The following is a 24,653-nucleotide window of genomic DNA, read 5'->3' as shown; positions in this document are numbered from 1 at the left end:
GTTTGAATTGCTGAGAACACCAGTGTATATCGGTAGTTAAGGAGGATTCTATCCTGCAAAATGAGCTATAGGTCGAAAAACGCAGTAATCACTACGCTTAAGAATACCATCCGTGAACGTGAAGCTGTGATTGAAACGGAGAGAGAAAACGTGGAATCAGCAGAAAAGGATTTGGAGCAGTTCAAGCGGGATATTGAGAAATGGTATCCTGATACTTGTATGAATGTGGCTTTTGCCAATAGGTGTTCACATACTTATCGAATCAGCGATGAGATCGTCAGACAGTTATTGAATGACAAAAGAGTGGTATGTTCAGGTAAGTTCACGCCAATGGGTGAGAAAGTCCCGTTTGAGCTCGATTCTGCCATATTCTCTTCCCGAAAGGTGAAGCAAGGCTACCGTGAGTTGTTTATCAATGACGTATCCATCGATGATATGATACGGAACAGGCGTAATCAATGGTATCTTGACAGGAAACAGAGAGAAGCTCTTGAACGAGCGCAGAGGACTTCGAGAGGAAGGAGAATGTAAGATATTAGAACGTACAAGCCCAGCCAATCATAAATTTGGTTGGGCTTGTTATATTGTCTATTCTATAATTTCCCAAAATCCGCCATTATCTGGTCCAATACGACGGAGGTACTTATTACGCATATATTCGATATTACGCATGATAGAGGTGGCACTGATTCCTACGGCAGCAGCAAGTTCTATCTTGGTAATATAAGGATTTTCAGCCATTAATTGCAATATGGTAATACGATTTGATGTTAATTTATCACCATTTTCTAATGCCTTTTCTACTACTTTTTCTATTATTTCTTTTCGCCTATCAGTCACCTTGGTTTGCATATCAGACACCCTGTCAGATACCTTTAACAGACTATCAGTCACCTTTTCAGATACCTTTAAGTGGTTATCAGTAACGTTATCCTCATTCCCTTTCACAGATTTCTCTTGTACTGACTTAACCTTTGGCACTGTAATTTTCAAAATAAAATCATCAAGATGGAAAGATAGATGTGGTGTACCATTAGCTTCCAATTCCCTGCATACACGATCCACACCCTCTCCAAACTCTTTTACATAGTCGTATGCTTTTAAGAATTGAGCAATTTTCGGATTGCGTGAGAAATGCGTATGACGGATGTTAGAGGGCTTGACCATTCCGGGTAACCTACCGGGCGACTCGAATACAAGTCGATTGTCAAACATCTTAATTTGGATTTCCGTACCCTTGATATTGTAGGCACGATGGCAACAAGCATTGACAACCATCTCTTGAATCACAAACTTTGGGTAATCCCTATTGGTTACGAACTGTCCATGCTGTCCAAGAAAAGTGTGTTCTTCTACTTGGGTTTCAAGATAAGCTATCGTGGCTTTCACCTGATCAAGTATCGTTCCTTCAAAAGTTACGTCCTTAATCACATTCATTTCTGCCCCCACTCGCTCCTCTGTTCCCTTATAACGGATGAAACGAGTGCGCCCACGAGGGAAGAACTTCTGAGGATACTTGCCAAACAGTAGAATACAAGCTACGCTTACCTGCTCTTCTCCCTTTGCATTTGTCGTCAAGAAGCGATTATTCTCTTGTAGATATTGCTTTGCCGACTTGGCATAACCTATCAATTCTTTATATCTTTCGACAGCAGCCATATCAATATCATCTACCGTAGCACCATACACAGCCGTATCTTCATAGTAGCGTTCTCCTTTGTCATACATTAATTGTATACGTTCTTCAAAAGTCAACTTTCTGCTCTTATCGCCAACACGCATATAGGCTTCATCTACTTGGTTAGCATGCAACTCAGAACTTGCAGGGATGTACATTAACAAGATGTGATTATCATTCCCATCCTTATCAGTACAGGGCAGTAGGTCGCTGGTAATAGGCACAGAAGGATTACAGAAATCCAAAGGAACACGCAGCAACTCATTCAGCTTCTCTGTATGTTGATCCACGCCCTCTATCTTCCTCGTCTTATCAGACACACCAATAGCAATCGTTCCACCATCGGCATTCGCAAATGCCACGATGGTAATTGCCAATGTTTTGGGATCAATTTGAATACTCTTGCAGTCAAAAGTTTGGTCTTCTTTATGCTTCTGTACTTCTTCTATAGACATTTTATTTAAGCTATTTAGAAATTCTTACTTTTCAGAATTAATTTTCTCTAACAATTTTTCTATTTTATCACGTCCTTCTACATATTCATTTTTAGATGGTATATATGCTATATCTTGATGACCACCTGGGTAAAAAAGAATCATATCTATTACTAGACCTTCTAAGAAAATGTTTTCATTCTCCTTTTTTACAGAAACCCTAAAATGTCCTATATCTAATTGCTCGTTGGGGAAAATTACTTCTTGTGATGGTGAACCTAATTTTAGACGTTCTCTTTCAATCCATGTATAAGAGTTCTTAACTTCTAAGGGTGAATACGATATGTTGTGGCAATAATGGGCATGATTAATATAGAAATTCAACTTGTAAGTAGTGCACTCCTTGTTGCCCCAATTCCCAATAGTTGCCCCAAGAATGTACTCGACTTCATCTGCATTTTTCTCTTTTTTAGATAGGAAACATCCCAATATTTCTAATTGTGGAACAGAAACTCTGTTATATACATCTTTTACTTCATAATCTTCCATCGGCTCAGATTTGAAGTTAAAGCGTTTATAATATCTCTTATCTCTTGCCATATGTGGTGCTGCACCACTCCTTGGTATTTTAACAACATATATAGATTGGTCTAAATTGTTAATTCTGACGGGAAATATTTTTAATTCTTCAATCTTTGGCTGAATAAGCTGTATCACATTCTCTAACCACTCTTTTGTGTATATTCGTCCATCTACTGGGCTTAGACTTTGCGGTCTATTGTCTTTTTCAGAAAGACCATAAACGATAATTCCCCCATCTGAATTAGCAAAAGCAGAAACGTCTTTGGTTATCTCTGTACGTTTTTTATCATCTTTATCTAAAGCACCAGCTGCCTTATAGTCGAGATGTATATTCTCCTCAATCTCACTAGCTATGAGATACTCGATGTCGTCTATCGTATAATTTTCAAGATTATAAAAATCCATATTATATTTCTTTAAGAGATCTAATTTCGTCTAATAAACTAAATATAGGTTTAAAGCCTTCAAAGTCTTCGTCATTAAAGGTCTTGGCTTTCTCTGCTAAGATTGTTTTAGATTTATTCCTTAGGTTTTCTGATATGGTGTCAATGGATAATCCTATAAAATGTCCTTTTTTTTCTTCTAAAGCGGAACTGAACGCCTCCTCGTATTTAGACGCATCATAGCAATTTTCTATCGTAAAGCCTTTATCATTATATCCTTTTTGTTTTGGTAATAAAAAAGCATAGAAAGACTTTGAAGGTGTACCGTCTTTGTATTTTACATGCTTAATTTTGTCATTATTAGCTTCCTTTTCAAATCCACTCTTTATGGCTTGTTGCCCAGCATCATCATTGTCAAAGATACCAATAAATTGTTTTCCCCATACTATTTCCGAACATGATAGACCTATTAATACCTCTCGAATATGCTCACTACTGTTCATAGAATAAACATCGAAATCAAGTAATGGGAAGTTTCCTTTGAGATGCTTAAAAGCTTCTTCTATATGTGTTTTGTCAGTTTTCCCTTCTACCAATAAGGTCATTTGTTTGTTTGAAGCTAAAAACATATTCTGCTCATGGACATTCCACATGTTATCTGTAATAGAGGTTACAAGTTTTGCTTTTTCATTATCAATACTAACAGTATACCCTTCTGTGTCTATACCTAATCCTTCGATATGTCCTTCAAATTTCACAGCCAATGTGGGGGAGTGCGTAGTCATAACATTCTCTCTGTTAGGATATTTTTCAAAAAGTTCTTTCAATTGAGCTTTCCTACTTATATGAATATGAGAATCTGGTTCATCAAATAGAAGCAAAGAATTTTCATCTGCAATAGTTTCGAGTATCACAAACATCAGCAAGTTTTTCTGTTCACCCTCACTTAAATCTTCCAAAGAGATTGTAGCTCCATTGTTTAAAAGAATATCGAATGATATATCGGTTATAATTTTATCCTCTTTAGGCATTGTAGCGGCATACATGATTTTGAAAAATTCTCTTTGTTCCATGTATTCCAACCGTTCTCTAAGTTGAATAGTAGTAAGCTCTATTGTGCCCGTTGAAAGTTCTGATATGCTATCTATATTACAAAGAGCCTTTACCATTTGTATGACTAAATTTTCCTTCCATTCACGTATTTTCTTTAGATTAAACGTAAATTTCACATTAGATATACTCTGTATATTTAAGGTGTTATTACAAAATTCTTTTACGTCAGTAAAGACTTCAAAATCGTGAAAAAATAATAATAACAGAGAAATTGTTAGGTTATACCGATTAATATAGAGCATTGGTAATTCTGGAATACTATCGGCATTCTTAATTGTAGATATATAATCGTTATAATATGGCCAATAGCAGTCATTCCATAAGCGTAAATTATCACCACTATAGCATGCGATCACATTCTTTGGAAGAAGAGAAACGTCATTAAAGAATTTTGTTTGCGCAAGAAACTTATCATCAACCTTAAAGCTATACTTTTTTTCTTTCTGTATCTCTACTTTTTTGGCCGCAATCTCATACTTTATTACATAATTAAAAGAAGGCTCATACAATTTTTTATTATACAAACCAGCAAAGATTGATGAAAAAGCCTCAAGTACATGACTTTTTCCACATCCGTTCTTACCGATTAGAACAGAAATGCCCTTTTTTGCTTCAAAGTCTATCTGTAAAGCTTTGATATTTTTATACCCTTTTATTGACAAGGATATTAGTTTTAAGAAATTACTTGCCATACTTATTTAAATATTTCGTTTTCAAATTGTTTTGTAGCTTCCTCCTTCATATCTTGGATCTTGTTCCTAAGTTCCTTTATGAACACTTTCTGCTCCATGATATATGTAGCTATTTTATTTTGTATGTCTATAGAAGGTATCGCGATATCATAATTTTTAATTTTACCTGCATTGAGATTCGGTTGATTATTACCAGTAGCTAAAGAGCGTAAATCATCATAGCATCCTTGCAAATAATACCAAAGATAATCTGTACTAACAATGTTGTTGTTAATATTGTATAGTACAGCACATGCTTGGTTAGTCGCGGCATCAACACCCATTTTAGCCGTCCTGCCTCTTGTTTCTCCTTGCCCGTACATCGCAATTATCAAAGAACCCTTGGGATATAGTTTAGCTGAGCTATTTGCAATAGCTTCTTCTGTTATATGCTCTTCTGTGTCAAATATCTCTTCATTTAATACTTCCCCTGTTTTTATCCAAGGGATAGTACCTTTGTAGTATTGCGAGCATGACCGAGAAGGTGTCCCACCGCTTCCCAATTGACAAAGGTCTTTTATTTTCATGACAGGATATTTCCCATCTTTCTGATGCTGGTTGTTTCGAATTAAACTAGTCCCCCATACTGAAATTTTGCTGTATTTTACAAGTTTCAAATAATGATTATTATCAGCTACGTTATCTTCTCCATCTTCTCTTTTATCAATACCCAACATTTCCAGCAAATTAGAATTCATCCTTTGCTGAGTTTGTTGAGCATTCAACTCCAAGGCTTTTGCTTCTTCCAACTTTGACTTATATGCAGAGACCATCTCTTCTTGTCTTTTAAGGGATGGTAATGGTATTTCCGTATCAAGGAATTCATTTGGTTTAAGCCTTGCCTTCGAAATGCCTGTAACCTTCTTATTCAGAATGTCCTTAAAGAAATTGCTTCTAATAACCATAACGAGAAACTCGCCTATAACTCTTGTTGAATCAATCTTGTAAACGGGGTATTCAGAACTTACTCCGAATGGGATAGCACCTTTGGAATGATAATATATGCACCCATGCTTTATATTTATTTTAGAGTAAATCAATGAGTCTGCATCTACTTTATTCAGATTACCCTTGAAAGATACATTGTCATTCTTATCCCTTAGAAACAAATTGCCTGCAAAACTTATTTTTGAGATGATCTGCCAGTCATTGGCAATCATTTCTTGCTTTGAGATGGGAACATGATATGGTTGTAGGACCTCGCTTAGTTTGATGGAGTTGTCAAACGATATATTCTCTTCCACATATCGCTTTACATCCCATAGTGAGAGGTGCTTATAGTCAACTGTTTTAATGTAGTTATAATTTTTACTATGCATACACTTTATTTCTTTGCATCATAAAATGGTTCTGGCTCGGAGACAATACCGTCTGTCATCCTATAACGAAAAGTATATCCTTCGTCATCTGTCTTGTACCCAATTTTCTTTATCGGGACTCCCCATAAATTGTTTTCAATACGATAAGGTGTATATTCCTTTGCCAAAGGAATAAGATCGTTTTCAATCTCTGCACCCGTAGTGCTGATACCAGCTTTTTGTATCTCCGCTATAGGGATTTCATAGTCGAACTTTTCTTTAACTACTGCTTTTACCTCCATCTCGATTTTTTCTTGCAGAGCTTTTAGTTTTGCTCGATAATCTTTCCTTTCTTCTTTTGAGGGTGCTTCATTCCCTCTTAACTTCAGCTTCTCTTGAAGTTCATCTATCTCTTCCTGATATTTTGAAGTAACTGTTATCTGAGCTTCACTCTGTATTTGAGAGTAAGTCGCAGCCTCGTCTTCAGTAAACTTCTTAAAGAACAACAGACTAGGTTTTACAGTTGCTCCTGATGCAATGAATACATCTTGAGGAATGGAAACAATCAGCAATATCTTTGCTTTACCCTCTACAAAATCACGAGCTTTTTGTAAGTTGGTGTTATTCAGCACGCCTTCGGGCAATACTATACCCATTCTACCACCTGGTTTTAGAAGGTTTAGACAACGTTCAATAAATAACACTTCCGTAAGGCTACTATCAATATTGTAAAGGCTCAACAGTGATTTACCTATATGATCATTTACCTGACGCAGTGCTTGCTTATATGCCTTCCCATACTGATTGACATATGCTTCTATTTTAGCTTCATCAGTGAACCTGTCTGCCTCTGATATTTTTAAGTCTTTCTCTACTCTTGCTCCAAAAGGAGGATTAGTAAGAATAATGTCAAAACGATTCTCAAAAATACCATTCACATTCAGCAATCCATCATGATGATGTACACCACCGTGACCATCGCCATGCATTATCATATTCATCTTGGCAGTACGTGCCATTCGAGGATTGGCATCCGTTCCGTAGATACAGTCAAATGACAATGAGCGCAATCGCCCTTTTTCATTATTGATATTCAGTTCTTGATTTAAAGAAGAAAACTTTTGTGCAACTTCTTTTTCTATTTTTTGCTTCTTTTTCTCTGGTAGCTTGTCGTAATCATCACCATAGCGTTCCGCTTTAAAGTTGTCTTTTTGTAGTTCAATATCCTTTTCTATCTTTTCTCGAACATACTCAAAAGTTTTAATTAAGAACCCACCACTTCCACAACAAGGATCACAAACCAGCTCACCCTCTTGCGGGTCAAGTATAGACACCATAAAATCCACCACCGTTCTTGGAGTGAAGAACTGCCCCAACTCTCCTCTAAACGTTTTGCCAAGGAATTTTTCAAAAGCAATACCCTTCACATCGTCAGAAGTAGTAGAGAGATTGTAAATCTCCAATTCCTTAACAATCTGTTCAAAACTATTTTCTCGTATTTCTATTTTAGCATTATCATCAAAGAGATGGTCGTTGGCAAATTGCTGTTTTGTCTTTTCAAACAGATTCTGATAGAAAGGAATAGCATTTGTTACTCCCATTTCCTTATTTAATTTCTCATACGCCTTTCTGTTTGCAACAAATCTTTCTTTTGAAAAAATTTGTCCCTCATCGTTTTCACGCTCATAACGTATTTTTATAAAAAGAATTTTGCTAATCTCATCAAAAGCTGCTTCTGGTGAGAGCTTGTCATTGTTTCGGATGATATTATGACATTTGAACAATAGTTTTGAAAACTCATCACGTGTAAAAGCTTTAGTTTGCTTTAACAGCTTCTCTACTTCCTTTTGGTTACCAGCTTGATCTGCATTAGGAATATCTACAATTTCATCCAATTTGTCTGGTATTTGTCCTTTTACAACCTTAAATATACGAGTTTCTTTTAAGTTGGTAGTTACAAAGAAATCAGCATGTGCCCATGAAGCATAGTTCATCCCTTGATAATAATCTTCTTTGTGTATTGTTACAGACTCTGCTTTACACTCCACAACTATCAAAGGGTACTTATTTGCATCTTTGTCCTCTTTACTTCTCCAAACCACAATATCAGCACGTGCAGCTCCTTGCCCACGCTGAGAATTGGAAACTTGTATTTCTTGGTCCATTTGGCTAATAGTATAGCCATAACTATCCACCAACCGTTTAATGTATGTCTGCCTAACCTCCTCCTCTGGCTTCAGTACGAGCCATTTGTCTTTTAAAGGAGCATATATTTTATTGTCTTTTATTTGTATTTCCATATATAGTTTTTCTTTATTCTGTCCACAACAAATCATCAACTCTCACTCCCAATATCTTTGCCAACTGAATGAACATTTCGACATTGGGCTGGGCAACATTCGTTACCCACTTGGATATAACCGCAGGGTCTTTGTCAAGGATTTCTGCCAGTTGTTTATTTGTCATACCTTTTTCGGCAAGTACCACCTTTAGGCGATTGATTTTCTTCCGTTCCATGCTTATGTAATTTGATAACGCCATAAAGTTATTCATTATTTCTTAAAGCACATGCTTTTTTTAAGCAAAAAACAGTCTTGTTGAATCAAAAAAATGTTTTTCAATTCATTTTGCATCTTAAATGTTCAATTCTGGCAAACTATTTATCGCCTCACTTTTCAGTTTGTCCACCGCCCGAGTATATTTCTCGGTATGTTTCAATCCGCTATGCCATAAAAAACTTGCAACGGTATTCGTTCCGTCGTTGGTACAGTCATGGTTTTGAGTTTTGCTTCGTATTCCTCTTAGTAGCAGTGGTAATATTTGTTTTTTGTTGAGCGTAGATTTAATAAAAGGGATTTATATGTTGTAAGCTATAAGAAAGTAAGAGGGTATGTCAATATTGGCATACCCTCTTACTTTAGTATTTTATTTTTTATCTGTTTCCTCCTTCATATCTATAAATTGCTTATCTTCACCATAAAACTCATATTGTAGGTAAGCTAATTTTTGTGAAGGAATAACATGAACTCCTATTCCGTATTTTAGTTGCCATTTTCGCTTTAAAGAGATAAAGCCCTTATTAATATAAGCAGCTACATAAGGATGAACATGTAGATAAAATTTCTTCACCCCAAACTTATTAACTAATCTGTCAATCTTATGCTCTAATTGATCTGTAAACAGGATACTTGCTCGTACCTTACCTGTACCAAAACATGTTGGACACGTTTCATCTACATCTACGTCCATAGCAGGACGAACGCGTTGACGTGTAATTTGCATTAAGCCAAACTTACTTAATGGTAATATATTATGGCGAGCCCGGTCTTGTTGCATATTCTTGCTCATTCGTTCATACAGCATCTGTCTGTCTTCGGCAAGATGCATATCAATAAAGTCTACAACAATAATTCCACCCATATCGCGTAAACGAAGCTGACGTGCAAGCTCATCTGCTGCTCCAAGATTAGCATCAAGAGCGTTTTGCTCTTGACCTTTTTCTTTAGCTCTATTACCACTATTTACATCAACAACATGCATAGCTTCAGTATGTTCTATAATAATATAGCACCCATGTCCATAATTAATAGTTTTACCAAAACTAGATTTTATTTGTCTTGTGATATCAAAATTATCAAAAATAGGTAACTTTCCTGTGTATTGCTTTACTATGCTTGCTTTTTCTGGAGCTATCATAGAAACATAGTGGCGGACAGCTGTGCAAATATCTTTATCGTTTACATAAATATTTTCATAAGTTGGATTGAAAAGATCACGTATCATTGCAACTGCTCTACCAGTTTCTTCGTAGACAAGTTGTGGACGTTCTTGAGTCTTTTGCACTTTGGTGATAACATCATTCCAACGTTTTAGCAATATTTGCATTTCTGCGTCCAGTTCTGCAACGCGTTTCCCCTCTGCAACCGTACGTACTATAACACTAAAATTTTTGGGAGTGATACTACGAATTAGTTGTTTTAAGCGAGCTCTCTCTTCACCACTTTTTATTTTTGAAGAGACACTTATTTTGTTTCCGAAAGGAAGTAATACAATGTAACGGCCTGCAAAAGAAATCTCTCCTGTCAGGCGGGGACCTTTTGTAGATATAGGCTCTTTGACAACCTGCACTAATACTTCTTGCCCTACTTGCACTACCCCTTTTACTGTACCATCTTTTTCTATATCTGGCAGTATAATGGCCTTCTGTATAGGATAAAGGCGTTTACGATCGCTCTGTACCTGTTTAAGATATTTAGCATAAGAATTAAACTGACTTCCTAGGTCTAAGTAATGGAGAAAGGCATCGCGTTCATAGCCTACATTAACAAAGCAGGCATTAAGTCCTGGCATTAGTTTTTTAACCTTTGCCATATAGATGTTGCCAACAGAGAAATTAGCTTCTCTTGGTTCACGCTGATATTCTACCAGCCGTTTATCCTCAAGTAGTGCTATAGAAATCTCTTTTTCTTGGACATCAATAATAATTTCGCTTGTCATTATCCTTACTTTAAGTAATTATACTCTACTATTTTTTTTGAAGAGTATGAATAATTAAAAAAAAACAGGACTTGTCATCGCATCTTTAAAAAAAGGTTATACGCGAAGACATGCCCCATTTCCATTTTGAAAGTCTTTAAATACTTAAGTGCTTTCAGCCTTATTAGGGGATTACTTGCTCTTATGTCTATTCTTTCTTAATCTTTTTTTACGCTTATGCGTAGCCATCTTATGTCCTTTTTTCTTTTTTCCGTTTGGCATAATTTTAAATTTTTAAATTGTTATTTATTATATTATTTCTTCATATCCTCTATAAAAGTCTTAGCAGGCTTAAAGCTGGGAAAATCATGTGCAGGAATAGTAAGCGTAGTGTTTTTTGAAATATTACGGGCAGTCTTTTCTGCACGATGCTTTACTATGAAGCTACCAAAACCACGTAGATATACATTTTCTTTCTTGTCTAAAAGGCTATCTTTAATAGCCTCCATGAAAGACTCTACAACGGCTGAAACATCTTTTTTTGAGATACCTGTTCCTGTGGCAATCTCATTAATAATATCTGCTTTAGTCATTTTAATTTTATTTTTTATAATTTGTTCCTTATTTATCTTAATATATTACGGACTGCAAAGGTATTCATTTTCAGAGAAATAAGGAAATGTTTTTAGTTGTTTTTTAGTTTTTAAGTCTACTTTACTTAGTTATTCTTCTGATTTTTGTAACTTTGTTTCCTTATATTACATTAAGTTTTATGAAAATATCAATAGGTATAGATGTGGGTATTTCTACCACAAAGATTGTAGGGCTACGAGAAGGTAAGGTAGTAAAGCCTATGCGTATTAAGGCTACTGACCCTGTAACATCATTGTATGGAGCATTTGGGAAGTATCTATATGACAACAAAATAGGTCTGTCAGATATAGATAAAGTGTTACTTACAGGGGTAGGTGCTGCCTATATTAATAAGCCAGTATATGGGTTACCTACTTATAAGGCAGACGAATTTCTTGCAGATGGGTTAGGCGCACAATATGAATCGAAATTGCAAAAGATGATAGTGGTATCGATGGGTACAGGTACATCTCTTGTAAAATGTGATAATAATAAGATTAATCATATTGGTGGTATTGGCATAGGTGGTGGAACTTTAAGCGGATTATCACGTTTATTATTAAAAACTGATGATTTTCATGAAATAGTTTCTTTGGCACGAAAAGGAGATATCTCTCATATTAATCTTCAAATAAAAGATATTTCATCAAAGCCTTTGCCGGGTTTGCCTATGGACGCTACTGCTTCTTTGTTTGCAAATGCTCAAGGTACAGCAAGCAGAGAAGATATTGCTTTAGGGCTTATTTGTATGGTATTGCAATCTATAGGCTCGGCGTCAATCCTTAGTGCACTTAATACCGATATTCAAGACTTTGTTTTAATAGGCAATCTTACTTTGCTCCCACAGTGTGAACATATTTTTTCTTTAATGGAGCAAATTTATAATGTACATTTTATAATACCGAAATATTCTGAATTTTGTACTACCATAGGAGTTGCTTTGCAGGCTACTATGATAGATGAAAATGATAAGAGTAGAGTTCTTTAATATTTATAAATACTATTATATTTCATGCAATGTAGCTTTTTTTATTATAGTCTGCTACATTGCATAAATTTTATTTTTTACTCAACCCTTTTAACCACTTCAAAGGTTTTTTTAGTAAAGCTTTTATCCCTTTTTCTTTTGAAGTATATTTTCTTGAAATATCTTCGCGAATATCATACTTAGTACTTCTTTTGATATTCTGTTTTTCTTGATTAGAGAGTTTTTGTGAACGCTTTCTCTTTGGCTTCGTATTATTACTTGCAACTTTTGTTTTTCCTTTATTGCCTGATTGGTTATCGTTGCCTGTAATGTTCTGCTCTTTTTTATTATCTTTTGAATATTTTTTTTGTTTAGTTTTATTGTTGTTATTATAAGTATGCTTACTGTTTTGACCTTTATCGATATTAACAACCTCGCCTTTGTTTTCTTCTTGCTTTTTGTTTATCTTAGAATTAATTGTTGGTGTGTTGCTTCTGTCATTTTTTTTAACATCTAACAACTGATTGTCTTTCTGTTGTTTTGTGTGGCAATTATTGTTTTTCTTTTCTTTATTATTGTTCTTTATTTTATTATTGTTCTTATGACTTTTAGCTTGTTTGCTTCTAACAGCTTTACTATTAAAATTATATTTTGGACCCTCACCTAAAGATTCTGGTAGAGGCTTTTTATCTATTGTCTTTTTTAAGAAAGACTCTATATGCCGGAAATAATATATATCTTCTTCACTAACAAAAGTAATAGCGTTGCCATCACGGTCAGCTCTTGCTGTACGCCCTATGCGATGAACATAATCTTCTACATCATGTGGCACGTCATAATTTATAACCATTGCAATATCATCTATGTCAATGCCTCTTGCAACAATATCTGTTGCAACCAGAACATCTATTTGGCTGCTCTTAAATTTGAACATCACATCATCGCGTTGTGCTTGATCTAAGTCTGAATGCATTTCCCCGCATTTGATATTCTGTTTATTTAGTGAAGCTGTTATTTTCTTAACCTTTTGTTTGGAACCAGAAAAGATAATTACACGTTTTAAATTGCCAGATTTAAAAATTTCTTTTATTATTCCAATCTTCTGAGTTTCATAGCAAATGTAAGCAGACTGCTGTATCTTTTCGGCAGGCTTACTCACTGCAAGCTTAATAATTTCAGCATTTTTTAATAAGCTCTTAGCAAGACTTTCTATCTTATTAGGCATTGTTGCAGAAAACATAATCGTCTGACAGCTTTTAGGCAAATTATTAGCTATCATCTTAATATCTTCTGAAAAACCCATATCAAGCATACGATCAGCTTCGTCTAAAACGAAAAAGCTAACTTTAGATAAGTCGACATTGCCTAAAGAGATATGCGAAATAAGTCGGCCTGGTGTTGCAATAACGATATTAGCTCCCATGCTAAGGCTTTTAATCTCTTGATCATATCTATTGCCATCATTACCACCATATACAGCTACACAAGAAATGCCATTGAGGTAATAAGAAAAGCCTTGTATGGCTTGGTCTATCTGTTGTGCTAATTCGCGTGTTGGCGACATTATGACACAATTTATAGCATCATCAGCATAGTTGCCTTTTGCCAGCTTAGAAAGTATAGGAAGGAGGTAAGCTGCTGTTTTACCCGTACCTGTTTGAGCTACAGCAAGAATGTCCTTACCTTTTAATATTAGAGGGATACATTTTTCTTGAACAGGGGTACACTTGTCAAAGTGCATATCATATAATGCATCAAGTACATCGTCATTTAAATCTAATTCATCAAAATACATATTTTCTTTTTGTTGTTTACTACCATTTCTTTTGGTAATAAGTATTTTCTTAATAATTTTTATAAGTCTTAAGACCTTAGTTTGGTGCATGTTTATAGCAAAAATATGCTATAAAAACAAATATAAAATTAGGTATCCATGCTGCTAATATAGGAGGAGTATTGGCTTTAATAGCAAATGTAGCAGAAACAGTTTGCAATAAAATATAACTAAAACTCAATCCTAACCCTATGCCAAGATATAATCCCATACCACCTTTACGCTTTCGTGCAGATAACGACAAACCTATTATAGTAAGTATAAAAGCAGAAAAAGACATTGCTATGCGTTTATGAAACTCTACTTCATATTGCACCACATTACTTAATCCTCTACTATTTTGCTTTGATATATAGTTAAGTAACTCTGGAGAAGTAAAAGTTTCTTGTTGTCCTTTAGAATAGACTAAATCGGTAGGTTCCATTAAAAGAATGGTGTCTTTTTCATCTCCTGTTGTAATATGTTCTTTTAATCCTTTAAGCTGCCTGATTTTGTAATTGCTTACTTTCCAATGATATTTTGTGTCTGCAACTGTATCATATTGTATTTCCATGGCTGTCATGTGGCTAACAAGCTTTTTATTTTCAAATTTAGCTAAAGAAAAGCCATAGCCACGCTTATAGTGGTCGTCAAAATATTGAATATATGCTACAGTGTTTTTAGCAACCTTTAATTGAACATTTTCGGCAGAAGTGTTCTTCTTGTTGTTACGATAGAGCGACTCAAAGTTTTGTCTAATCACTGTTCCATGTGGAATAACAAAACTATTTAAATAAAACGTAAGTACAGAAATGACTATACACGAGATCATATAAGGACGCATTAAACGCTTAAATGATACACCTGCTGCCAACATAGCTATTATTTCAGAGTTGCTCGCAAGTTTGGACGTGAAAAAAATTACAGCTATAAAAACAAATAAAGGTGAGAATAAATTGGAATAATAAGGAATGAAATTGGCATAGTAATCGAAGATTATAGCTCTCCATGGGGCATGATATTGTGTAAACTTTGAAAGATTTTCATTAAAGTCGAACACAATAGATATAGATATAATCAAGAGAATGGCAAAAAGATAGGTACCGATAAACTTTTTAATGATATACCAGTCAAGCCTTCCTATCCAATGGGAAGGTAGGCAATGCCTAAGGTAAGACCAAATCTTATTTAGAAATGGGAGCCCATGTAAAAGTCCCTTTCTAAGGACTTGTAAGAAATTCTTTATTACTTTTATTAGATTCTTTATCTTTTGCATGATTATCAAGATACAAAATCTTTCTATATTCTTCTGCCTAACTGTTCTATAACAGATGATTTCCACATTGTGAAATCGCCTTTTTCTATATGTTTGCGAGCATCACTGACAAGGCGAAGGTAAAAAGCAAGATTATGAATACTTGCTATTTGCATAGCTAATAATTCGCCAGCCTTAAATAAATGATGAAGGTAAGCTTTTGTCGTAATTATATCAATATCACAACCATCTATGTCTATAGGAGAGAAATCTGCCTCCCATTTCTTATTCCTCATATTCATTGTGCCGTTATAAGTAAAAAGCATAGAATTACGTCCATTGCGTGTAGGCATTACACAATCGAACATATCAACACCACGCTCAATAGCTTCCAATATGTTTTGTGGAGTACCTACACCCATTAAGTAACGAGGTTTGTCTTTAGGGAGAATATTGTTTACTACTTCTATCATTTCATACATCACTTCCGTAGGCTCTCCTACAGCCAAGCCGCCTATAGCATTTCCGTCAGCACCCTTATCAGCTACAAACTTTGCCGCTTCACTACGTAAGTCCTTATACGTACAGCCTTGAACAATAGGGAACAGACTTTGGTTATATCCATAAAGAGGAGATGTTTTTTCTAACTGCTTAATGCAGCGATCTAACCAGCGTTGCGTAAGCCCTAAACTCTTCTTTGCGTATTCGTATGAGCTTTTCCCTGGAGGACATTCGTCAAAAGCCATTATTATGTCTGCACCTATTACGCGCTCTGTGTTCATAACACTTTCAGGGGTGAATATATGTTTAGAGCCATCTATATGACTTCTAAACTCGCACCCCTCTTCTGATAATTTTCTAATACCTGTTAAAGAAAACACCTGAAAGCCACCAGAGTCGGTGAGTATAGGGCGTTCCCAGCCGTTAAACTTATGTAATCCTCCCGCAGCTTTTAATATTTCAAGACCAGGTCGAAGATATAGATGATAAGTATTACCTAAAATAATTTGTGCCTTTACTTGCTTTCTTAATTCTTCAAAATGAACACCTTTCACAGACCCTACAGTACCAACAGGCATAAATATAGGAGTTTTTATCTCACCATGATCAGTTGTTATAATCCCTGTCCTTGCATCACTTGCAGGATCGGTATGTTGAAGCTCGAATTTCATTTCTTTTCTTCTTCTATTGTGAAATTAACAGGATCGCTAACCAATTCTGTGCTAAGGGCAAAGTCCCATACTTGTTGAACAGTCTCTACATAATGAAAAGTTACTCCTTTCCTATAAATTTCATTTATTTCATCTATATCTTTTTTATTTAGGGAACACATTACAATATCTGTTATCCCTGCTCGCTTTGCAGCTAATATCTTTTCCTTAATACCACCCACTGGGAGAACTTTTCCACGAAGGGTAATTTCTCCCGTCATAGCCGTGTTTTTACGCACCTTACGTTGAGTAAGAGCAGAAGCAATACTTGTTGCAATAGTAATACCAGCCGATGGACCATCTTTAGGGGTAGCACCTTCAGGGACATGTATATGTATGTTCCATTGTTCCAGTATTTTATAGTCTACACCTAATTTGTCTATATGGGCTTTTACATATTCTAATGCTATGATGGCAGATTCTTTCATTACATCTCCGAGATTACCTGTAATGGTCAGTTTCCCTGCCTTTCCTTTAGATAATGAAGTCTCTACAAATAATATCTCACCTCCAACACTTGTCCATGCTAACCCTGTTACTACACCAGCATATTCGTTTCCCTGATAAATGTCGCGGGAGAAAGGGGCTTTACCTATAAGTTCTTCTATTTTTGGTAAGGTGATCTTATCATACTGAGCATTATCGTCTATTGCTTGCTTATATGCTATTTTACGTAAAATCTTATTTATCTGCTTTTCTAATTGGCGAACACCGCTTTCACGGGTATAATCTTCTATTATCTTTTCAAGTATAGCTTTAGAGAATTTAGGCTGAACATTTAACTTGTCAAGCCCGGTATTATTAAGCTCTTTGGGGATTAAATGGCGTTTAGCTATTTCTACTTTCTCCTCTGTAATATACCCTGATACGTTTATAATCTCCATTCTGTCAAGCAATGGCCTTGGTATAGTATTCAGATCATTAGCAGTAGCTATAAACAGTACTTTCGACAAATCGTAATCTAAATCAAGATAATTGTCGTGGAAAGCATTATTCTGTTCAGGATCAAGTACTTCTAACAAGGCTGAAGAAGGATCACCATTTAAAGTGTTTTGAGTTACTTTATCTATCTCGTCTAAAATAAATACAGGATTTGAAGAGCCCGATTTTTGCAGACTTTTTATAATACGTCCAGGCATTGCACCTATATAGGTCTTACGATGTCCACGAATCTCAGATTCATCATGTACACCACCTAAAGAGATACGTACATATTTACGTTTTAAAGCATTTGCTACGCTCTTTCCCAGACTTGTTTTACCTACTCCAGGAGGACCATATAAGCACAAGATAGGCGATTTTAAGTTACCTCGCAAACGTAATACTGCAATATACTCTAAGATGCGTTCCTTCACCTTCTCCATACCGTAGTGATCTTTATCTAATATGCGCTTTGCACGCTTAAGGTCAAGGTCATCTTCGGTAAATTCGCCCCAAGGGAGAGAAACTATTGTTTGTAGATAGTTTATCTGGACACTATAATCAGGGCTTTGTGGGTTAAGTGTATCTAACTTATCAAGCTCTTTAGTGAAAAATTTAGATATTTGTTCTGACCATTTCTTACCATTAGCTTTTTTTACTAATTCCTTTTTCTCTGGCGAACCTTCACCATTACCTAATTCTTCTTTGATATTTTTTATTTGCTGATGAAGGAAATATTCTCGTTGTTGCTCGTCAAGATCCTCTCTTGTTTTTGAGCGAATATCTTGTTGTAGATGTTGATATTGAATTTCACGATTTAATATTTTCATCAAATGAAACATACGTTTATGCATCATTTGTTCTTCTAAAAGCTCTATCTTTTCTTTCGTAGAAAGAGGTAGGTTGGTTGCAATATAATTAATCGTGGCTATAGGATTAGAAATGCCCTCAAGAGCAAAGGCAGAATCATCGGGCAGCTCTTCATTTCCATGGATATATTCTTTTGTAACATTTTTCAGATCCTTTACAGCTGCTTTAAACATCACTTCTTCTTCCTTGCTTATAGAAGTGTTTTCAGGTAAAGCCTCTGTAAAACCTTTTATAAATGGCTTTTCGGTGCTTATGTCATTAAGCTTACACCGCCCTAATCCCTGAATAATAGCAGTACGTGTGCCTTTCTCAAAGTTAGCAGGCATATCAAAAGCACGTACAAAACGAGCATAGACACCCGTCTGGTATAGATCTTTTAGCTTTGGCTCGTTTACACTTGGATCTTTTTGGCAAACCACAGCAAAGATAGTATCAGGATGTTGTTCCAGATATTTTACTAACTTTAATGTTGGCTTTCTTCCTACAAGGACAGGAGAAAGTATGCCGGGGAAAATAACCAAATTACGAGTAATAAAAACAGGCACTTCGCCATCTACTTTTATATCTAATTCTGGTAAATCACCTTCGTAATCAGTGAACATTTGAATAGAACTATTTTGTTTCATAAAGTTTTTATCCGAATTTTAGTGTGCAAAGATACAAAATAAAAACCGATTAAGGCTATTTTTTATATACCTTTATGTAAAACCTATTTTATATAGAAATTTGTTGTAAGTTCTTTATACCATTGGGAACGTTCTCCGTCTGTTTCATTCAGAATAACAGTTTGGGTTTGGCAATCTATATTATTATTACTTTTCCTAAAGCATAGCAAGCATCTTTTAGCGCGTGTAGCTTTGGGGGTAGTGAATATTTTAACAAGTTCTTCTAACTGAAAGCCAGTGAAGATGGCTTCTGTTTTTAAGATAGGCACATTATCCATAGGAATAATAACTGATAATGTTCCATCTTCTTTTAAAAGTTTTTTTGTGCAATGCATTAATTCTGTATACGATAAAGATACCGTATGGCGGGCTTTTGTTCTACTTTCTGAAACAGATTTAAGCGAATTAATAAAAAAAGGAGGATTACATACAATGGCATCGAACGTGTTGCTTTGTGTTTTGCAAAGATCTTGTAAAGAGATAGGTTCTATGCGTATTCTATCATTAAACTTAGAGCTTTTGATGTTTTGAACAGCATCTTTTAAAGCGTTTTCATCAATATCAATACCTGTTACTTTGCTATGTGGAAACCTTTGCGCCATCATTAAAGCGATAAGCCCGGTACCTGTCCCTACGTCTAAGATGTTTTCTCCACCCTTTCCCCATGCTCCTATAAGCACACCATCTGTGCCTACCTTCATGGCACAGAAGTCTTGCTCAATGTGAAAAGACTTAAAAGAAAACCCCATTTCTATATTTTCATCTTGTTTAATAAATTGTGATACATGTTTTGTACCTTTCCAAAACTTGCAAATATTTCAGATAAAGCCGTTTGAGCAATATTAGGTTTCATCTTTTCTATATTAAAATCGGGATTCATTATTACCCTAATTCCTTTTTCTACTATACTTATATCTACATCTTGTTCCGTCTCTATAGGGTCGCCGTCAAAATGAATAACCCCAGGCTGCTGCCTGTGAATATGTACCTTTCTACATTTAAATGTCTTGACTTTGATATTCTTGTCTAAAGTCTTATTAAACATCTCTATAGCCACCTTAGCCGCGTCTATAATTCCAAAGGGCTCTATTAAAGTAATGTCTAACAGCCCATCACTCATTGTAGCTTGTGGAGCAATATAAGCATTATTACCATATTGAGAGGCATTAGCAGCAGATATTAAAAAAGCTTTGTAATGTAGAGCTTTATTATCTATTTCTATGTCGTAAACTTCAGGTTTATAAGATAAACCTATCTCAAGCACTTTTTGTACATAAGTAAGCGCTCCCCGTTTCCCTGCTTTGGCAAATTGCATGGAAATAAAGGCATCGAACCCCATGCCACAAGTGCAGAAAAAAGGATGCCCGTTTATCAGTCCATAATCTAAATCTTTTATATTGCATTGGTTAATAATGTCAATACATTTTTTTACTTTAGCAGGTATGCAAAGGTGGCGAGCTAATCCGTTACCCGACCCACAAGGAATAATAGCCATTGCTGTGCTTGTATTAATAACAGACCTGCCTACCTCGTTGATAGTCCCATCACCTCCTACAGCCACTACAATATCTACTTTTTCTTGAGCAGCTTGTTTAGCTATAATAGAAGCGTGCCCGGCATATTCTGTTTTTATAAATTGATAATCAAACTTCTCTTTGTCAATATATTTTTCTACATAATATGGGATCTTCGCTTTACTTACTGTTCCTGAAATAGGATTAATTATAAAAATAATTTTTTTCTTCATTTGCTTTTAAAAAGATAGATATTATTTTTTCATACAAATATAAAAAAAAGTTTTTTAAGATACTCGTTTATATAATAAAAAAAACGTCATTATAAACTTTTCTTAAAATTTAAGCCATATATTCATTCTTAATTTATTATCTTTGTACTCTAAAATAAAAATTGAAGTGTTGTTGTAAGATGAAATAACACATATTATAAAGATATAATGGGACAATTACAAGAAAGATTTAAAAGCTACACGCAGCCACAAGAATACATGAAAGCAGGTCTTTATCCTTACTTTCGTGAGATAACAAGCAAGCAAGGCACTGAAGTAACAGATATTGACGGGAAAAATATTTTAATGTTTGGGTCAAATGCTTATACGGGCTTACCAAACGATCCTCGAGTAATTAAGGCTGGGTGTGATGCAATGCTAAAATATGGTTCAGGATGTGCTGGTAGCCGTTTCTTGAATGGTACATTAGATTTACATGTTCGCTTAGAAAAAGAATTAGCCTCTTTTGTGCATAAAGATGAAACTTTAGTTTTTTCAACTGGTTTCTCTGTAAATGCTGGCGTGTTAGCAGTAGTAGTAGGGCGTGGCGATTATATAATATCAGACGACCGTGATCATGCAAGCATTGTTGATGGAAGACGCTTGAGCTTTGCTACCCAGTTACGTTATAAACATAACGACATGGAGGACTTGGAGCGTATTCTTCAGAAGCTCCCTAAAGACTCTGTTAAGCTTATTGTTGTCGATGGAGTGTTTTCAATGGAAGGAGATGTAGCTAATCTTCCTAAAATCATAGAGCTGAAAAAGAAGTATAACTGCTCGGTGATGGTTGATGAGGCTCATGGTTTAGGTGTTTTTGGTAAGCAAGGGCGTGGTGTTTGCGATCATTTCGGATTAACTGATGAGGTAGATCTTATCATGGGTACATTCTCTAAAAGTCTTGCCTCTATAGGTGGTTTTATAGCTGCTGATAAGGATACTATTAACTTCTTGCGCCATAATTGTCGCACTTACATTTTCTCTGCAAGTAATACCCCCGCTGCCACAGCTGCTGCTTTAGAAGCTTTGCATATATTGCAAAATGAGCCAGAACGCTTAGAACATCTTTGGGAAGTTACTAATTATGCGCTAAAGCGTTTCCGTGAAGAAGGTTTCGAGATAGGCGATACGGAAAGTCCTATTATCCCTCTTTATGTTCGGGATATTCATAAAACTTTCGTTGTAACTAAAAAAGCATACGAAGCTGGTGTGTTTATTAATCCTGTTATACCACCGGCATGCGCTCCGCAAGATACTCTCGTACGTTTTGCCCTTATGGCTACACATACAAAAGAGCAAGTGGAACGTGGTGTAATTGCTCTTAGAGATATTTTTAAAGAAGAAAATATTATAAAATAAAGACAATAGCTATAGCTTTTTATTAGCTGTTGTGTAAGAAAATAAAAAAAACTTTGCTTTCCCGTAGCTACATTGCTCTTGAAAAGAGCAATGTAGCTATGTTTTTATATAATGCTCATAATAAAATAAAAAAGGAGAGGCTTTGCTTAGTTTTGAAAAAATCATGTGAAAAAGTTAAGCATATTTTGCACTTGCTGGTTGACTCTACGCGAACGATTTAGCCAACTATGAAATATCTTTTTAATATGGATGTGTTGCAATGTTAATGTAATTTCTGTATCTTTGTGAACAAAACATGGTATTTATAGAGAAAGAATTAACAATTGTTGAAGGTATATAAGGGTAAAAAAAAATATATACCCAATAAACGCTTAGGTATGTCAGAAAAGAATAAGTATGGTCAATATTTTACTATAGATGAGATAGCTTCTTTTATGGTAAATTTGATAGGTAAGGACAAAGGTGCTAAGGTGTTAGAACCGTCTTGTGGGGAAGGCGTGTTTTTGAAATATCTTCAAAGATATGGATTTTGCAGTTTATTTGCTTATGAAATCGATAAAAGTCTTATAAGTGAATATGATTTTATTAAATATGAAAGTTTCGTATCTTCTCCATTAGATGAAAAGTTCGATGTGGTGATAGGAAATCCTCCGTATATTAGATGGAAAAATCTGGAGCAAGAGTTAAAGAATGAATTGACAGCTAATCCTTTATGGAATAAATACTTTAATAATCTTTGTGATTATTTGTTTCTGTTTATTCTTAAAAGCATAGAGCAACTAAACGATAATGGTGAATTAATTTTTATTTGTACTGAATATTGGATGAGTACTACTCATTCAGATACTTTGCGGAACTATATGTGTCAGCATGGTTACATTTGTGAAATTTATCATTTCAAGGAAGCTCCTCTTTTTGATAAGGTAACAGCTTCATTTGTTATTTTTAAATATATAAAATCCAATAGTCTAAAAAAAACAATAGACTTTTACACATATAACAAAATAGGGAAACCTAAAGAGGATGAACTCTTATCAAAAAAGTGTTTTAACAAGCAGATTATTCCTCAATTCCGTCAATATGAAAGATGGTTGCTGGCAACAGAAGAAGTACAGAGTAGGCTTAAATCGTTTGAGGAGGTTTGTACAAGGCCTTCAAAGTCTTTTTTTGATAAAGAACTTTATCGGATAGGTGATATTTGCGATATAGGTAATGGTATGGTTTCAGGCGCAGATAAAGCATTTCTTGTTTCAAATATTGATGATCTTAATGAGAAAGAAAGAAGGCATCTTATACGAGTATATAAAGCTAAGGATATAGAGGCTTATAGCGCAAAAAAGGAATCTTATTACTTGTTTATGCAAGATAAAAAAATAAATAAGGAATTGTTTAGGATTGAATATCCACATTTTTATACACAGTTAGAAAGGCATATTGATAAATTATATTCAAGATATAATTATCATCGGGATATTCCTTTTTGGGAATTTGTTTTTTTGCGAAATCAAAAGTTGTTTGAAAGGCAACAAGATAAGATATTTGTTCCATGTAAAGAAAGAATATCGAAAAAAAAGCATTTCCGTTTTTGTTTTGCCCCTGAAGGTGTATATCCGCTGCAAGATGTTACGGCTCTTGTTCCTAAAGAATGTTGCAAAGAGTCTTTGTATTATCTTCTTGCGTATTTAAATTCCAATATTATTTTTGATTGGCTTAACCTAAATGGTATTGTGAAAGGTGCCATTATTGAATTTTCAGAAGCACCTATTGCCAGTATTCCATATAGACCTATTAGGTGGGAGAATAAGGAGGAAGTGGATTTGCATCATAAAATTACAGAAGAGGTGAAAGCATATCTTCAGGATTTAGATTCTAATCATTTAAAGAATGTTAGATTTAATATAAACAAACTATTATTGCGATGATAAATTATTCAGCACTCATAAGGCAGCTTAAAGGGAAAAGAGTTCCTCGTCCTAATCGGATAGAGAACGGCACGTTGTCTGGGCATGCAGCAGGGGAACCTTTTGAAAAAGAGACATAAACCCAAATCGGTCATTAGACTAATTTCGGACTTGTCTATCTATTTACCGAAACTTATGTCTTGTTATGAAAAAGCAAATGCGTTTTCTTGAGAAGAAACATTAGCTAAAATGAAAAATAGATTATTTTTGTAGCATTTTTAATCTATTTTTGCTCAAAAAATAGATTAAAAATGTTTTTTATAGTATGTCTTTCAGTGGTGTGTATATGCTATATTTCTTTATACGAATAGATGTTTTTTCTTTTTAAGACTCATGCTTGGTAACGTTTTTTAACACTCGCCTTAAAAAAGTATTTATTTTTTATAATCGGCAGTCTTGGTTATATTGTGAAAATGTGCAAATTAAATAATAATAAGCAGGCAATCTATTAAAATCATACCAGTTTTATGAATATTTGGTGGTTTCGCTATAAAATATTATCTTTGCATATCACTTA

Annotated in this window: 19 protein-coding genes and 1 pseudogene; 5 read left to right on the top strand and 15 right to left on the bottom strand. The window is 34.9% G+C overall.

Annotated elements, in window-relative coordinates:
• Positions 1-60 precede the first annotated feature (60 nt).
• The gene (locus tag AC1DCD_RS03645; protein WP_480348967.1) at positions 61-531 is read left to right on the top strand and encodes a hypothetical protein; all 471 of its coding nucleotides are present in this window, start codon (positions 61-63) and stop codon (positions 529-531) included.
• Between the two features lie 57 nt (positions 532-588).
• Here the strand turns inward: AC1DCD_RS03645 and AC1DCD_RS03640 are convergent, their stop codons facing one another.
• The 9 genes and pseudogenes from AC1DCD_RS03640 to AC1DCD_RS03600 all read right to left on the bottom strand — a co-directional run bounded on the left by AC1DCD_RS03640 (position 589) and on the right by AC1DCD_RS03600 (position 11,294).
• Positions 589-2,133, bottom strand: a complete 1,545-nt coding sequence (locus tag AC1DCD_RS03640) for an RNA-binding domain-containing protein (RefSeq protein WP_464640253.1) — start codon at positions 2,131-2,133, stop codon at positions 589-591.
• Between the two features lie 24 nt (positions 2,134-2,157).
• Positions 2,158-3,099 carry an AlbA family DNA-binding domain-containing protein gene (locus tag AC1DCD_RS03635; RefSeq protein ID WP_052044482.1) on the bottom strand — a complete coding sequence of 314 codons (942 nt, stop codon included), beginning with the start codon at positions 3,097-3,099 and terminating at the stop codon, positions 2,158-2,160.
• Between the two features lies 1 nt (position 3,100).
• A complete protein-coding gene (locus AC1DCD_RS03630) occupies positions 3,101-4,882 on the bottom strand; it encodes an ATP-dependent nuclease (RefSeq protein WP_036868475.1) in 1,782 nt (593 codons plus the stop codon).
• 2 nt (positions 4,883-4,884) lie between these two features.
• Entirely contained in the window at positions 4,885-6,240 is a 1,356-nt protein-coding gene (locus AC1DCD_RS03625; RefSeq protein ID WP_036868477.1) for a restriction endonuclease subunit S, read from the bottom strand.
• 5 nt (positions 6,241-6,245) lie between these two features.
• A complete protein-coding gene (locus AC1DCD_RS03620; protein ID WP_353586540.1) occupies positions 6,246-8,519 on the bottom strand; it encodes an N-6 DNA methylase in 2,274 nt (757 codons plus the stop codon).
• Positions 8,520-8,532: 13 nt separating this feature from the next.
• Positions 8,533-8,736, bottom strand: a complete 204-nt coding sequence (locus tag AC1DCD_RS03615; protein ID WP_036868481.1) for a helix-turn-helix transcriptional regulator — start codon at positions 8,734-8,736, stop codon at positions 8,533-8,535.
• A 117-nt stretch (positions 8,737-8,853) separates the two neighbouring features.
• Positions 8,854-8,982, bottom strand: a pseudogene (locus AC1DCD_RS03610) (site-specific integrase); the annotation flags it as partial.
• 162 nt (positions 8,983-9,144) lie between these two features.
• Positions 9,145-10,716: an Rne/Rng family ribonuclease gene (locus AC1DCD_RS03605; RefSeq protein ID WP_008450301.1), complete on the bottom strand. Its 1,572-nt coding sequence runs from the start codon at positions 10,714-10,716 to the stop codon at positions 9,145-9,147.
• A gap of 293 nt (positions 10,717-11,009) precedes the next feature.
• Positions 11,010-11,294, bottom strand: coding sequence for an HU family DNA-binding protein (locus AC1DCD_RS03600; protein WP_464640330.1), 285 nt, complete (start codon positions 11,292-11,294; stop codon positions 11,010-11,012).
• A 173-nt stretch (positions 11,295-11,467) separates the two neighbouring features.
• On the opposite strand from AC1DCD_RS03600, the gene coaW reads away from it, so the two are divergent.
• Positions 11,468-12,316 (top strand): type II pantothenate kinase, encoded by an 849-nt coding sequence (coaW, locus tag AC1DCD_RS03595; RefSeq protein ID WP_019036263.1) that lies wholly within the window; start codon positions 11,468-11,470, stop codon positions 12,314-12,316.
• Between the two features lie 70 nt (positions 12,317-12,386).
• Here the strand turns inward: coaW and AC1DCD_RS03590 are convergent, their stop codons facing one another.
• From AC1DCD_RS03590 to AC1DCD_RS03565, 6 genes are all read right to left on the bottom strand, one after another.
• Positions 12,387-14,090: a DEAD/DEAH box helicase gene (locus tag AC1DCD_RS03590; RefSeq protein ID WP_464640258.1), complete on the bottom strand. Its 1,704-nt coding sequence runs from the start codon at positions 14,088-14,090 to the stop codon at positions 12,387-12,389.
• Between the two features lie 76 nt (positions 14,091-14,166).
• On the bottom strand, positions 14,167-15,384 hold the full coding sequence (locus AC1DCD_RS03585) for an LptF/LptG family permease (RefSeq protein WP_019036261.1): 1,218 nt from the start codon (positions 15,382-15,384) through the stop codon (positions 14,167-14,169).
• Positions 15,385-15,407: 23 nt separating this feature from the next.
• Positions 15,408-16,535 (bottom strand): tRNA guanosine(34) transglycosylase Tgt, encoded by a 1,128-nt coding sequence (gene tgt / locus AC1DCD_RS03580; protein WP_008450233.1) that lies wholly within the window; start codon positions 16,533-16,535, stop codon positions 15,408-15,410.
• Entirely contained in the window at positions 16,532-18,991 is a 2,460-nt protein-coding gene (gene lon / locus AC1DCD_RS03575) for an endopeptidase La (protein ID WP_464640261.1), read from the bottom strand. The genes tgt and lon overlap by 4 nt, the downstream gene beginning before the upstream one ends.
• A gap of 83 nt (positions 18,992-19,074) precedes the next feature.
• The gene (locus AC1DCD_RS03570) at positions 19,075-19,779 is read right to left on the bottom strand and encodes a tRNA1(Val) (adenine(37)-N6)-methyltransferase (RefSeq protein ID WP_308532902.1); all 705 of its coding nucleotides are present in this window, start codon (positions 19,777-19,779) and stop codon (positions 19,075-19,077) included.
• A gap of 2 nt (positions 19,780-19,781) precedes the next feature.
• Positions 19,782-20,777 (bottom strand): diacylglycerol/lipid kinase family protein, encoded by a 996-nt coding sequence (locus AC1DCD_RS03565; protein WP_008450260.1) that lies wholly within the window; start codon positions 20,775-20,777, stop codon positions 19,782-19,784.
• Positions 20,778-20,984: 207 nt separating this feature from the next.
• Here AC1DCD_RS03565 and spt point away from each other — a divergent pair, with 207 nt between their 5' ends.
• From spt to AC1DCD_RS03550, 3 genes are all read left to right on the top strand, one after another.
• Positions 20,985-22,175, top strand: a complete 1,191-nt coding sequence (gene spt / locus AC1DCD_RS03560) for a serine palmitoyltransferase (RefSeq protein ID WP_060933398.1) — start codon at positions 20,985-20,987, stop codon at positions 22,173-22,175.
• A 377-nt stretch (positions 22,176-22,552) separates the two neighbouring features.
• Positions 22,553-24,097: an Eco57I restriction-modification methylase domain-containing protein gene (locus AC1DCD_RS03555; protein WP_464640264.1), complete on the top strand. Its 1,545-nt coding sequence runs from the start codon at positions 22,553-22,555 to the stop codon at positions 24,095-24,097.
• Positions 24,094-24,216: a HincII family type II restriction endonuclease gene (locus AC1DCD_RS03550; protein ID WP_464640266.1), complete on the top strand. Its 123-nt coding sequence runs from the start codon at positions 24,094-24,096 to the stop codon at positions 24,214-24,216. The genes AC1DCD_RS03555 and AC1DCD_RS03550 overlap by 4 nt, the downstream gene beginning before the upstream one ends.
• Positions 24,217-24,653: the final 437 nt, after the last annotated feature.

Source organism: Prevotella sp. C0209C1 (assembly GCF_056583855.1).
This window is presented reverse-complemented; position numbering and strand designations above follow the sequence as displayed.

Coding starts and splice junctions, on each gene's coding strand:
- AC1DCD_RS03645 (WP_480348967.1), top strand. CDS start 61: ATGAGCTATAGGTCGAAAAACGCAGTAATCACTACGCTTAAGAATACC.
- tgt (WP_008450233.1), bottom strand. CDS start 16,535: ATGAAATTCGAGCTTCAACATACCGATCCTGCAAGTGATGCAAGGACA.
- AC1DCD_RS03615 (WP_036868481.1), bottom strand. CDS start 8,736: ATGGAACGGAAGAAAATCAATCGCCTAAAGGTGGTACTTGCCGAAAAA.
- spt (WP_060933398.1), top strand. CDS start 20,985: ATGGGACAATTACAAGAAAGATTTAAAAGCTACACGCAGCCACAAGAA.
- AC1DCD_RS03630 (WP_036868475.1), bottom strand. CDS start 4,882: ATGGCAAGTAATTTCTTAAAACTAATATCCTTGTCAATAAAAGGGTAT.
- AC1DCD_RS03625 (WP_036868477.1), bottom strand. CDS start 6,240: ATGCATAGTAAAAATTATAACTACATTAAAACAGTTGACTATAAGCAC.
- AC1DCD_RS03635 (WP_052044482.1), bottom strand. CDS start 3,099: ATGGATTTTTATAATCTTGAAAATTATACGATAGACGACATCGAGTAT.
- AC1DCD_RS03585 (WP_019036261.1), bottom strand. CDS start 15,384: ATGCAAAAGATAAAGAATCTAATAAAAGTAATAAAGAATTTCTTACAA.
- AC1DCD_RS03550 (WP_464640266.1), top strand. CDS start 24,094: ATGATAAATTATTCAGCACTCATAAGGCAGCTTAAAGGGAAAAGAGTT.
- AC1DCD_RS03605 (WP_008450301.1), bottom strand. CDS start 10,716: ATGACAAGCGAAATTATTATTGATGTCCAAGAAAAAGAGATTTCTATA.
- lon (WP_464640261.1), bottom strand. CDS start 18,991: ATGAAACAAAATAGTTCTATTCAAATGTTCACTGATTACGAAGGTGAT.
- AC1DCD_RS03555 (WP_464640264.1), top strand. CDS start 22,553: ATGTCAGAAAAGAATAAGTATGGTCAATATTTTACTATAGATGAGATA.
- AC1DCD_RS03570 (WP_308532902.1), bottom strand. CDS start 19,779: ATGGGGTTTTCTTTTAAGTCTTTTCACATTGAGCAAGACTTCTGTGCC.
- AC1DCD_RS03640 (WP_464640253.1), bottom strand. CDS start 2,133: ATGTCTATAGAAGAAGTACAGAAGCATAAAGAAGACCAAACTTTTGAC.
- AC1DCD_RS03565 (WP_008450260.1), bottom strand. CDS start 20,777: ATGAAGAAAAAAATTATTTTTATAATTAATCCTATTTCAGGAACAGTA.
- AC1DCD_RS03620 (WP_353586540.1), bottom strand. CDS start 8,519: ATGGAAATACAAATAAAAGACAATAAAATATATGCTCCTTTAAAAGAC.
- coaW (WP_019036263.1), top strand. CDS start 11,468: ATGAAAATATCAATAGGTATAGATGTGGGTATTTCTACCACAAAGATT.
- AC1DCD_RS03590 (WP_464640258.1), bottom strand. CDS start 14,090: ATGTATTTTGATGAATTAGATTTAAATGACGATGTACTTGATGCATTA.